The organism is Pseudobacteroides sp., from assembly GCF_036567765.1.
In the GTDB taxonomy this organism is placed as follows: Bacteria; Bacillota; Clostridia; order Acetivibrionales; family DSM-2933; genus Pseudobacteroides.
This window is the reverse complement of the sequence record NZ_DATCTU010000045.1, coordinates 107,180-119,615: the sequence shown is the minus strand read 5'-3', so window position 1 is coordinate 119,615 and position 12,436 is coordinate 107,180. Positions and strand designations below refer to the sequence as shown.

Sequence of the window (12,436 nt, the reverse complement as noted above, 5' to 3'; positions counted from 1 at the left end):
TGAATCAGCAATAGGTTCAGCACGAGTGATTACAGGCCGTGTAAGACACTGGAAAAGTGGGTCACAGGTTCTTAGATGGTTATCTTGTGGATTTATGAAAGTTGAATCAACCTTTCATCGTATTAAGGGATATAAACTACTCCCAATCCTTATTAATAGCATTTCAAAGGTGGAAGAGCATGGTAAACAGTCAGCAGGATGAGAAAAATGAAGTAAAACTAAGCTACCGAAATTCTACGGAAGATAGAACAAGCTCTGATTTTTCAAGGTTCAGAATTTATTTAGCTGTGAAGTTTGAGTATATAATATGTTTTGCAATAATCATTTTACATTTCAAATTATTGCAAAACATATTCCTTTCGTTTTATTATATTTTTCACTAAATAAATACCATATGAACCCAAAAATATAGCAATGTCAATGTAAAGACTAAAGTAATAGGTATCACAATGATAGTGATTCCAATATAATCCTTCCATTTTATCTTTATATTATTTTCCTTTAAAATATTCATCCATATGAGAGATGCAAGGGTCCCTATGGGGAGCAACAATGAGCCTATATCGCTCCCGATAATATTCGCAAGGTAAACAGTTTTCATGGTTAAGATAGGAAGCTCCATTGCCTGAAGCGTTATTGTACCAACCATAAGTGCAGGGTGATTGTTAAATATATTGGAAAATACCGATATTAATACACCCATTATAAAATTGGCATTAAAAAGGTTATCCTTAACCATTGGCTTTGCTAAATTTACAAGCTCATTAGTCATTCCAATATTGTTAAGACCAAATATTATTACATACATGGAAAAAGCAAACAACAAAATATGCCAAGGAGTTTTTCTCAATATATCAAAAAAACCAATTCTAAAATAATGCCACCTAAGAATTAACAACGCAATTGATCCTGCTACAGCTACTATTGATATTGGGATATTCAAGAATGATGCTATGAACAGTGAGCATCGAATGCTAAAGACAAAAAGCAGTATTTTAAACATGAAACGAGTTCGGGCCGACTTGTTTTCAAATGATATTTTACTATTTACAAAAGTAAATTTCTTAGCAAAGAATTTATCGTCCCATTTATGATCTGGTTCTGGAAGCACCCTTACCAGCCTCTTTTTTAGCAGAAGAAAAAGGCATAGCGACATAAATAGCAGCCCTATTGTGGCTGGAACAAACATCATAGCAGTATGTTCATAGAGAGATATGTTTACAATATTTAATGAAATAAGATTAACAATATTGCTTACACCTATTGGAGCACTTGAAGCTGTTGCAATAAGTGCTCCGCTTATGAGATAGGGTATCTGCTGGTGCGGCATAAGCTTCATGTTTTTAAGTAATAATATCAGAATAGGTGTTGTTATAAGTATGCTTCCGTCATTATTAAAAAGCAATGTCATTAAAAAACATAAAATCTGAATATTCCAGAAAAGCCTGTAACCCGAACCCTTGGAAAGCTTTGCAAGGGTTAGTGCTGCCCAGTAAAAAAATCCAAAACTCTCCAGAACCACTGTCATAACTATAGTTGCAATAATTGTTATAGAAGCTCCGCTAATCTTATCTACTATATCCACCATATTGGTATATGAAACAACTCCCATTATAATAATTATGCAAGCACCTATGAGAGCGGGATAAGCTTCATTTAAACCTTTTGGTCTAATAAAAATTATTAGAATTGTAACTAAAAAAACCATTATTGTAGCTAGAACCGTATACCCAATTATTATGAAGGGCATTACACTGGATAGCTGGATTAATAATACTAAGAGTATAGCTTTAAGTCTCGGATGTTCTTTACGCTTTTTATCAGGAATCTCTTCTTTATGATGTAGAGTATATCTTGGTGTCGGCGGTCCGTCATCAACCAGAAATACAATGCTCATTATAAAAATCAACACCATAGCGGAAATAAGTAGAATTGATAGCATAGTCTGTCACCTCAAGCTTTTCTGTAAGCTATGTCAAAAGAATACAAATATATTCTTTATCAAATAAGCTCTAGTTTGGTAAAATTAATATATATACATAATATTCAAAAAACCCCTAAAATGTCACTTAATACAGCTAGCTGAAAGCCATTAAACTTTTTCATTTGAACATGTTATGTAAATAAATATTTAGTGAACTCTACATAACAAAATCGCTTGCAATTTTGCAACCTTGGTTGTTGTCGTGAGAAATTGTGGTGCGGCATACACCATAATTTCCTGGACAATAAAAAAACAGGCTGTCGTAAAGACGCCTGCTTCTGTCTTCTTTAAAATTATAATTATGCACGATCAAAAAATAACTTCCGCTATACCTTAAGTTGTCTTATAACTCACATGAGCTGTTTTTCACTATATCAGATATATCTGAAAACACCGAAGGCTTACAGCTTTTGCAGATTGAAACCTCTATAACATCATAAAGTTTCTGTACCTGCTTTACAATCTGTTCAAGCCTTTCATCATTTTTTACAAGAAGATACATGCGGCTGTTTTCACTGTTTCCAATCTGACCGCAGAGGATACCCTCAAGGTTGAAAGCCCTTCTTGCAAAAAGTCCGGTTATGTGGGACATAACTCCGGGGTGATTTTTAACTGTTAACTCAATAACACAGTATTGGCTATCCATTATAGTTCCCCTCCTATCATTTCATAATTGGCTTTTCCAGGAGGGACGATAGGAACAACATTTTCCTCCGGTTTTACAGGAACATCTATAACGCATGGGCCTGGCTCACTGATACACTTTCTTATTATATCAAGGGGATTTTCGTCTTTACCTATGCGAACACCCTTTATTCCAAATCCTTGGGCTATTGCGGCAAAATCAGGGCTTGTATCAAACTTGGAAGCAATGTAATGCTTATTGTATATCATTTCCTGCTGCTGTCTTACAAGACCAAGATATCCGTTATTCATAATAATAACCTTCAAATCAGACTGCAAGTCAGCTAATGTAGCCAATTCCTGAATATTCATAAGTATCGAACCATCACCGCTGATACACACAACCTTTTTATCGGGATTTACCACAGCCGCTCCTATAGCAGTCGGTAAACCGAAGCCCATGGTACCAAGCCCGCCGGATGTCAGGAATGTTCTGGGTTTTCTTACAGGATAAGCCTGAGCAGTCCACATCTGATGCTGACCAACATCGGTGGCAACAATATCATCCTCCGAAAGGATATTTCCCAATTCCTTAATAATAGTAAGGGGATGGAAAAAATCCGATTCAGGCGGCATCACAAAAGGATGTTTTTCCTTTAAGTCATTAAGCTTACCGATCCATTCTATGCGGTCATTCTTATTTATAGAAGGCAAAAGCTTTTCAAGTATGGGCTTAAGACCGCCAACTATATTTATATCAGCTCTTTTTACCTTATTTATTTCAGCATTATCAATATCAAAATGTATTATTGAGGCATCGGGGCAAAATTCCTCAACCTTACCTGTAGCCCTGTCATCGAATCTAACTCCAAGTGCAATAAGAAGGTCTGCCTCATGTAAAAGGAAGTTCGTATACCTTGCACCGTGCATTCCAATCATACCTATATATAGCGGATTTTCAGGAGAAACCGCCCCAAGCCCCATCAAGGTACTTGTAACAGGGAGGTTGCTTTTTTCTGCAATAGCTGTAATAATGTCCGAGGCCTCAGAGTTAATCACTCCACCACCGATATACAAAACAGGCCTTTTTGATTCATTTATCATTTTTGCTGCTTCTTCTATTGTCTTAAGAGTATGTGCATCTTCTATCTTTTCCTCCTGAGGCTTAAATATCTCCGGAAGCTCTGAAAGCTCGATAGATTGCAGCTGCACATTCTTAGGTATGTCAACAACTACAGGCCCGGGTCGTCCGCTTTCGGCAATCCTGAAAGCCTCAGGTATAACCTCTAGAAGTTCCCTAACATCCCTTACAAGAAAGTTGTGCTTGGTAATAGGTAGCGTCAATCCATAGGTATCAACCTCCTGAAACGCATCAGTTCCTACAAGGCTGTAGGGAACCTGACCGGTTATTGCAACCATAGGTATGGAATCAAGCTTTGCATCGGCAATAGCTGTAAGGGCATTGGTTGCTCCAGGACCTGAAGTAGCAAAACATACCGCTGCCTTGCCTGTTGTCCTTGAAATACCTTGGGCAAAAAAACCTGCAGCCTGTTCATGCCTCACAAGAATATGCCTGATGGAGCTTCCATATAAAGCATCGTACATCGGCAAATTGGCACCGCCTGGTATACCTGCAATTATGTCTATCCCCTGATGCTCTAAAAGTTTAATGAGGAGCTGGGCTCCATTTATTTTTTTAGTAACATTATTGGTATCAGCCATTTTAACCTCCAAATAGTCGTATTTAAATAATCTTTTATTCCATCATAGAAGCCTGTCGTTTATACTGGTCGGCAAGCACTATGTACACCATAGCTTCAACCACAGGTACTATTCTTGGGCATATACACGGATCATGCCTTCCCTTTGTAACAATATCTGTTTCATTTCCATTTATATCTATGGTTTTTTGCGGAACCGATATGGAAGAAGTCGGCTTCACAGCAATCCTGAAAATAATCTCCTGACCTGTGCTGATACCTCCTAAAATTCCTCCTGCATTGTTGCTGACAAATCCGTTTTTATCCATCCAGTCGTTATGCTCACTGCCAAGCATGGACACACATTCGAACCCTTTGCCAAACTCTATGCCTTTTACGGCACCTAATGATAGCATTGCCTTTGCCAGCTCTGCATCCATTTTGTCAAATACCGGTTCACCAAGACCAGCTTTGACACCTGTTATTCTACATTCTATTATCCCGCCGCAGCTGTCACCTATTTCAGCCAATTCCTCAATTCTTTTGGTCATGAGTGCTGCTGTGTCAGGGTCACAAGCCCTGACAGGATTTTGCTCTATTACGCTTTCATCAAATGTTTTGCATCTATAACCTGCTGCTTCAAGGGTGTATGCTACTACCTTCACACCCTTTTCTTTAAGCATCTTTCTGGCCACGGCACCTGCTGCAACCCTGGCTGCAGTTTCTCTTCCAGAAGCTCTGCCGCTTCCGCGATAATCGCGGATACCATATTTTTTGTCATAGGTAATATCCGCATGGCCGGGTCTATAAAGGCTCTTAATACTGTCGTACGCCTCAGGCCTTGCATCCTTATTGTAGAGTACAATAAATAACGGAGTGCCTGTGGCCTTTCCTTCAAAAATACCTGCCATGATGGAAACCTTGTCTTCCTCTTGTCTTGGAGTAGTTACAGAGGACTGTCCCGGCTTCCTTCTGTCCATTTCCTGCTGAATCTCCGATTCAGAAATCTCAAGCCCCGGTGTAACACCGTCAATGACCACACCTACAGCTCCCCCGTGGGATTCTCCGAAGGTAGTGATTCTAAAGGCTTGCCCAAAGCTGTTTCCTGCCATAATCAATCTCCTATCTATTCATATTTCTCTGTAAATAAATTAAAATAAATATTATATAATGTAAATTTAAATTACATTTTTATATTAATCTATAATAACATAAAAATCATCAGTTGCGAATCATCTTTTTTATAAAATCAACATTGCAAGATTTTCTCAAAGCATAGTCTTCAAATTGATCTTCCCCAAGCTTTCCAAGATCAAAATACCTGGATTTGGGGTGTGCAAAGTACAGACCGCATACGCTTGCTACGGGATCCATCATAAAGCTTTCTGTCAATTCCACATTTATGTTTTCCTTGACGTTTAGCAGCTTGAACAACTGGCTCTTTTCCGAGTGATCCTTTAATGATGGATAACCTATTGCGGGCCGTATACCTCTATACTTACCCTTAAAAAGATCGTTGTAACCAAAATTTTCAGAAGGCGAGTATCCCCAATACTCTTTTCTTACCTTTTCATGTAACATTTCCGCCAGTGCTTCCGCAAGTCTGTCAGCTAAAACTTTGAGCATAATGGCATTATACTCATCGCCTTGTTTTTTAAGTTCCTCATGCTTCTTTGATACTCCAAGCCCTGATGTTACTGCAAAAGCACCCATATAATCCTTAACACCTGATGCCTTTGATGCAATAAAATCACTTAAAGATAAATATTCACCTGTCTTGCTCTCTTGCTGCCTCATAAAATTGAATCTGGCTATTGGCTCAGTCCTTGCTTCATCCAAATAAACCTCTACATCGTCTCCCACTGAATTTGCCAGATAAAGCCCTATAACGGCCTTGGACTCAAGCCAGTTTTCATTTTCCATCATATCTAGAAGGGTGTTGGCATCCTTATAAAGCTTTTTGGCTTCTTCTCCATATTTGGGATGTTCTAAAATTTCCGGATATGTGTGATTCATGTCCCAGGCAACGAAGAAATATGTCCAGTCTATATATGTTCTGATATTCGATACCTTGATCCCATCAATAACCTTTGTTCCAACAAACTCCGGCACCTTAATATCTTCAGGATTAATGTCAATTTTAACAGCCTTTTCCCTGGCTTCTTCAATTGAAACAAGCTTTCTTTCCACCTTGCTGTAACTTTCCCGTATCTCCCGGTATTCAGCCTTAATTCTCTTTAAGTAAGCTTCTCTTTCACTTAAATTCATGAGATTTTTACAAATCTCTACACCCTTTGCAGCATCAAGGGAATGTATTACTCCATGGGAGTAGTTTGGATCTATCTTTACTGCAGTATGGATTTTGGAAGTTGTTGCTCCTCCAACGATAAGAGGTATGGTAAGGCCTTGCTTTTCCATCTCTGCCGCTACATGGCACATTTCCTCAAGGGACGGTGTTATAAGACCGCTAAGACCTATTATGTCAACATTCTCTTCTATTGCTCTTCTAATAATGTCCTCAGTCTGAACCATTACACCCATATCTATAACCTCAAAATTGTTGCATGCAAGCACCACTCCAACAATGTTCTTACCGATGTCGTGCACATCTCCCTTTACCGTAGCAATAAGGATTTTTCCCGCATTTTTCTGAGAGCTGCTGTTTTTCTCATTCTCTATATAAGGCAATAGGTATCCTACAGCCTTTTTCATAACCCTGGCACTTTTTACCACCTGAGGCAGAAACATCTTTCCTTCTCCGAAAAGCTCCCCTACAGTCTTCATTCCATCCATCAAAGGACCTTCAATAACATCAATTGCTTTTTCAAATTTATTTCTCGCTTCTTCAACATCCTCTTCAATATATTCTGTAATACCCTTCACCAAAGAATACGAAAGCCTTTCGGCATAAGGCTTTTCCCTCCATGCTACCTTCTTTGATACATTAGAGTCTTCTTTCTCCTTGATGCCGGTCGCAAACTCCAACAAAATCTCAGCTGCATCCTCTTTTCTGTTTAATACAACGTCTTCCACCTTTTCCAAAAGCTCAGGATCTATATTGTCATAAACCTGAATCATTCCGGGATTTACTATCCCCATATCCAACCCTGCCTTTATGGCGTGGTATAGGAATACCGAGTGCATTGCCTCCCTTATAATGTTGTTCCCCCTGAAGGAGAAGGATATATTGCTTATTCCTCCGCTTACCTTTGCATATGGAAGATTTTCCTTTATCCATCTTGTTGCATTAATAAAGTCAACTGCGTAGTTGTTGTGCTCCTGTATACCAGTCCCTATTGCAAGAACATTTGGATCAAAGATTATATCCTCCGCCGGGAAATTAACTTCATTGACCAATATTTCATAAGCCCTTTTACATATAGCAGTCCTTCTCTCGAATGTATCCGCCTGACCCTCTTCATCAAAAGCCATTACAACTACTGCCGCGTTATATTTTTTAATAAGTCCTGCCTGTTTTTTAAACTCCTCTTCCCCGGCCTTCAAACTGATTGAATTTACTATAGGTTTACCCTGTATAGCCTTTAAGCCTGTTTCAAGAACCTCCCATTTTGATGAATCAATCATAACCGGAACCCTTGCAATCTGAGGTTCACTTGATAAAAGCTTTAAAAAGAAGTCCATTTCCTTCTTTGCATCAAGCATTCCGTCGTCAAGATTGACGTCAATGACCTGAGCCCCGTTTTCAACCTGCTCCCTAGCTATTGATAATGCTTCCTCATACTTTTTCTCACGAATAAGCCTTGCAAACTTAAGAGAACCTGCAACATTGGTTCTTTCACCAATATTTATAAAATTGTTTTCCCTATTTACCTTTATGATCTCAAGTCCGCTGAAGATTGTTTCCTTACCAACCTCCTGTACCGGCTTTGGTTTAATATCCCGTACAACTTTATAAATAGCACCTATATGTGCTGGCGTGGTACCGCAGCAGCCGCCGATTATGTTAACCCTGCAGTCCTTAATCATATCCATTACAAGCTCAGCCATCTGTTCGGGAAGTTCATCGTATCCTCCCAGGCTGTTAGGAAGACCTGCGTTGGGATGAACGCTGATAAAAAGGTCCTGAATTTTTGAAAGCTGCTTAACAAAGGGCACAAGGTCCCTTGCTCCGAATGAGCAGTTAAGCCCGAAGCTAATAACATCCTGGCCCTTCAGAGAGTTAACAATCCCTTCCAAAGTCATACCCGAAAGGATTCTCCCGCTTTTATCTGCTATTGTACCTGACAGCATGATGGGTATTCTTTTTCCGGTACTGTTTGCAACATTGTCTGCTGCAAACAAGGCTGCTTTTGCATTTAACGCATCAAATATTGTCTCAATAAGAAGAAGGTCCACTCCCCCTTCAGCAAGCCCTCTGATCTGCTCTTCATAAGCATCTACCAGCTCATCAAAGGTAATGTTTCTTACCCCGGGGTTCTCCACATCAGGAGATAATGATGCCGTTTTATTGGTAGGGCCTATTGAGCCTGCCACAAATCTGGGTTTTGATGGATCCTTTTTGGTAAATTCGTCGGCAGCTTCTTTAGCCAGCCTTGCACCTTCTACATTTTGCTCATAAACAAGCCTTTCCATGGCATAATCAGCCTGCGAGATCCTGTTGGCATTAAATGTATTGGTCTCTATAATATCTGCACCGGCCTCAAGATAATCCATGTGTATTTTTTTAATCACTTCCGGCCTGACTAGGTTCAGCATCTCATTGTTACCCTTCTGGGATTTTGAGGTACCAGCAAAGCGTTCTCCTGTATAGTCAGAGGCTTCAAGCTTCAATGCCTGGATGCAGGTTCCCATAGCCCCATCCAAAACTAAAATTCTCTCTTTTAACAGTTCTCTTATATCCTTCTTCATTTATCCGCCTCCTAAATTCAATGATATTACACCTATTTTAACATTATATTAAGTCTGATTCAATAAAAAAATCACTGGTACTTAACTGCTTGTATCGTTTACCTACAGTTAATACCAGTGTCTAAGAGGCGTTTTACGAATAATTTATAATTTAAGTTTATTATAATTTAAATTTATTATAATTTAAATTTATTATAATTTAAGTCTATTTTCATTTATTTCCAATTTTCATTTTGATTCAATCAGTTCCAGTATTTTAGGAGAGCATCTTCTTCCTCCACAGGGGCCAGAACCCGCACCAGTAGCTTTTTGCACCTTTTCAAGGGTATCGGCACCTTCATTAATAACCTTCTTCATTGTAGCTCTGGTAACTACTTTACACAAACAAACCTTGGTCAATTTGTCCATTATTTCCTGGTTTATATCTGTCATTTCTAAAATCCTCCAATAGCTTTATATTTAAGATTCCTCATACATCTTCGCAACCTTCTGCCAATCTACAACATTCCACCATCCGCTGATATAGTCGGGACGCCTGTTATTGTACTTCAGATAATAAGCATGCTCCCAGACATCCAGGCCTAGAACAGGTTTAAAGCCATCAGATAAAGGGTTGTCTTGATTTGCAGTTGACACCACTTGGAACTTGCCGTCTTTATCTTCCACAAGCCATGCCCACCCGCTTCCAAAGCGGGAAACAGCAGCTTTGGAAAAAACATCCTTAAAGTTTTCGAAGCTTCCAAAGGCTTCTTCAATTTTCTTTCTCAATACTCCTTCAGGTTCGCTTCCCTGACTTTGACCCATTGTATTCCAAAACATTGTATGATTGTAATGTCCTCCTGCATTATTTCTAACTGCCCAATATACATCTTGTGGAAGTGAATCGAGGGATGTCAATAGTTCCTTAAGGGTCCTTTCCTGATATTCCGGATATTTCTCCAAGGCAGCATTCAAATTATTGACATATGCAGCATGGTGTTTTGTGTGGTGTATTGTCATGGTTTGTGAATCTATATAAGGTTCTAAAGCATCATATGAATATGGTAATTCAGGTAAAGTATGTTTCATAATTGTATCCTCCTTCTCCTACGGACATGTCATGATGATTAATAAAACGTAGGATTATATCACTTTTAATATAATAAAGTTTATACTTATATATATCCTTTAAATTAATGTCTAATCAAAATCCTGCTTATATTTTTTTGCAAATTACAAACACTATATTTATAGATTAATCACTTTTAATCTGCAAATAAAACACAAGCCGGGTGGTTATTAATTTGAAAAAAAACATTTTATTTATTGTTAAGATTTTTAGTATTTTTGTTGTAGTAGGATTTTGTTTTTTAAACATAGGGAACTTGTCATACACAAATGAGGAAATTGAAAAAACTGAGGATATAATAGTATCTCAAAACAACAATTCCCCTCTGGCATCAGGCCCAGAAACAAATCTTCCCTGGGATTTTGAGTTAGAATTTATAAAATCCAAGGAACTTAATAATACCCCCATTTTAATGGGTGCATACAGAACAGTACTGAAGGACCCGCTGCCGGGTGAGGAATTCAATGTTCACCTGGCAGCTAGAATGCTCTGCGGTACGGTTTTACAGCCTGGACAGATATTTTCTCAAAACGGAACCATAGGTCCTTATACTGAAGAAAGAGGATTTCAGAAGGGCCCCACCTATATAGGCTCCAAACTCACGACTACCATAGGCGGCGGAGTTTGCAAGATTGCCTCGACCCTTTATAATGTTTGTGTGTTAAGTAACCTTAAGATTGTAGAAAGACATAACCACAGCATGCCAGTGCCATATGTTCCCTATGGCCAGGATGCAACAGTATCTTATGGGAATAAGGATTTAAAATTCAAAAACGATTCAGACAGCAACGTGATGATTTGGGCACAGGGAATTGATAATATACTGTATATAGGCTTTTACGGAACAAAAGAGCCGCCCTCTATCAGCTGGTGCCATGAGGTATTGAAAAAAACACCGGCACAAAGGGTGTATAAGGTAAACCCCTCAATGCCTAAAGGGTATGAAAAAGTATTGATTGATGGAATGGATGGTGCCGTTATCAAGTCATCCCTTGTTATCGAACAGGAGGATGGAACAGTAACAAATAAAGAAATGGGTATAAGCAATTATTCACCCTTCCCCTGTATTATAGAAAAAGGTCCGTGATTTAATCACAGACCTTTATTCTTTCACCATTCACTAGATATTTGACCAACTTGGATCCCGTTTCGCTTTCCAGTTTTCTTATAAGAGACTCTAGAATCTTGCTATTTTCATCGTCAATGTATTTAATTTTGATACCAACCTCATTGGATAGTTCCCTATTTATTATTCTGACTATCTCAGCATCAAATTTAATGTTTTGGCCAAAACCTGCATTTAAGTTAAGATTCAGAGAATATCTGTTGCTAATTCCTTCAAGATTTTTCTTAGGAATAATGCCATATAATCCTCCAAGGCTTAAATCCTTTACATACAGCTTTATATCATTTTTAATGATGCAATTATCTTCACTTATAACCGATACTTTTGAACACATGTCAACATTATACCGCTTGGTTTCCCGTTTATTATCAAACCTAGTAAATTTATCAACAAACACCCGTAAATATGCAGGATATACAATGCTGATATTATTTATACTGCTCTCTATCAAATATTCACAGTCAATATTTTTAATCCTGCAGCAAATGGGATCACCCAACTGAATACTATAACTTTTAAATTCTTTTGGATAAGCAATATAAAGATATTTCCCATCTGTCTCCTGTACAAGACTTAAAACCGGTTCCGGAAAAATCTCATGCTTAATACTCACAACTGTGCCAGGTCTGAAAGGAAGGTCATCTTCCTTTTTTTTAAACAGTTTACTCATTCTAATATTAAAACTGCTATACATAAAGCCCCCCATTGACAACACTATGTCAATTTCAAGTTCAATCCCCAAAAATATCCCTTGAATTCTCTAATTAATCTTTAATAATTATAATTTTAGCAAAGAGTACTGATACGGTCAATAAGCTTTCTTTGTTCAGTTTTGTCCGATTTGTACAGTATTTTTTCATTATGGCCTTAAAAAATAATTCCAAGGAAAAAAATACTTTAAAAACTGGTAAATATGTTTTATAATATTTATTATATTTAAAATTTTTACAAAAGAAAACATATCCAAAAATTAAGTTTAGTCATGGTCAAAAATAACTTCCGCTATAAATTTCGCTCATATGTTG

Annotated in this window: 9 protein-coding genes and 1 pseudogene; 2 read left to right on the top strand and 8 right to left on the bottom strand. The window is 38.0% G+C overall.

The window, feature by feature from the left end; all coding sequences use genetic code 11:
• Window positions 1-202 (top strand): annotated as a pseudogene (locus VIO64_RS08370) (hypothetical protein); the annotation flags it as partial.
• A 177-nt stretch (window positions 203-379) separates the two neighbouring features.
• Here the strand turns inward: VIO64_RS08370 and VIO64_RS08365 are convergent.
• From VIO64_RS08365 to VIO64_RS08335, 7 genes are all read right to left on the bottom strand, one after another.
• Window positions 380-1,942 carry an arsenic transporter gene (locus VIO64_RS08365; protein ID WP_331917056.1) on the bottom strand — a complete coding sequence of 521 codons (1,563 nt, stop codon included), beginning with the start codon at window positions 1,940-1,942 and terminating at the stop codon, window positions 380-382.
• Between the two features lie 385 nt (window positions 1,943-2,327).
• A complete protein-coding gene (gene ilvN, locus VIO64_RS08360) occupies window positions 2,328-2,633 on the bottom strand; it encodes an acetolactate synthase small subunit (RefSeq protein WP_331917065.1) in 306 nt (101 codons plus the stop codon).
• Window positions 2,630-4,330, bottom strand: coding sequence for a biosynthetic-type acetolactate synthase large subunit (ilvB, locus tag VIO64_RS08355; protein WP_331917054.1), 1,701 nt, complete (start codon window positions 4,328-4,330; stop codon window positions 2,630-2,632). The genes ilvN and ilvB overlap by 4 nt, the downstream gene beginning before the upstream one ends.
• A 34-nt stretch (window positions 4,331-4,364) precedes the next feature.
• Complete coding sequence (aroC, locus tag VIO64_RS08350) at window positions 4,365-5,420, bottom strand: chorismate synthase (RefSeq protein WP_331917052.1); 1,056 nt, start codon at window positions 5,418-5,420, stop codon at window positions 4,365-4,367.
• A 109-nt stretch (window positions 5,421-5,529) separates the two neighbouring features.
• A complete protein-coding gene (gene metH / locus VIO64_RS08345; protein WP_331917050.1) occupies window positions 5,530-9,177 on the bottom strand; it encodes a methionine synthase in 3,648 nt (1,215 codons plus the stop codon).
• 228 nt (window positions 9,178-9,405) lie between these two features.
• Complete coding sequence (locus VIO64_RS08340; RefSeq protein ID WP_331917048.1) at window positions 9,406-9,609, bottom strand: (2Fe-2S)-binding protein; 204 nt, start codon at window positions 9,607-9,609, stop codon at window positions 9,406-9,408.
• 27 nt (window positions 9,610-9,636) lie between these two features.
• Window positions 9,637-10,245 carry a superoxide dismutase gene (locus VIO64_RS08335; RefSeq protein WP_331917046.1) on the bottom strand — a complete coding sequence of 203 codons (609 nt, stop codon included), beginning with the start codon at window positions 10,243-10,245 and terminating at the stop codon, window positions 9,637-9,639.
• A 215-nt stretch (window positions 10,246-10,460) separates the two neighbouring features.
• On the opposite strand from VIO64_RS08335, the gene VIO64_RS08330 reads away from it, so the two are divergent.
• Window positions 10,461-11,372, top strand: coding sequence for a VanW family protein (locus tag VIO64_RS08330; protein WP_331917044.1), 912 nt, complete (start codon window positions 10,461-10,463; stop codon window positions 11,370-11,372).
• 1 nt (window position 11,373) lies between these two features.
• On the opposite strand, the gene VIO64_RS08325 is transcribed toward VIO64_RS08330, so the two are convergent.
• Window positions 11,374-12,105: a PilZ domain-containing protein gene (locus tag VIO64_RS08325; protein ID WP_331917042.1), complete on the bottom strand. Its 732-nt coding sequence runs from the start codon at window positions 12,103-12,105 to the stop codon at window positions 11,374-11,376.
• Between the last annotated feature and the right edge of the window lie 331 nt (window positions 12,106-12,436).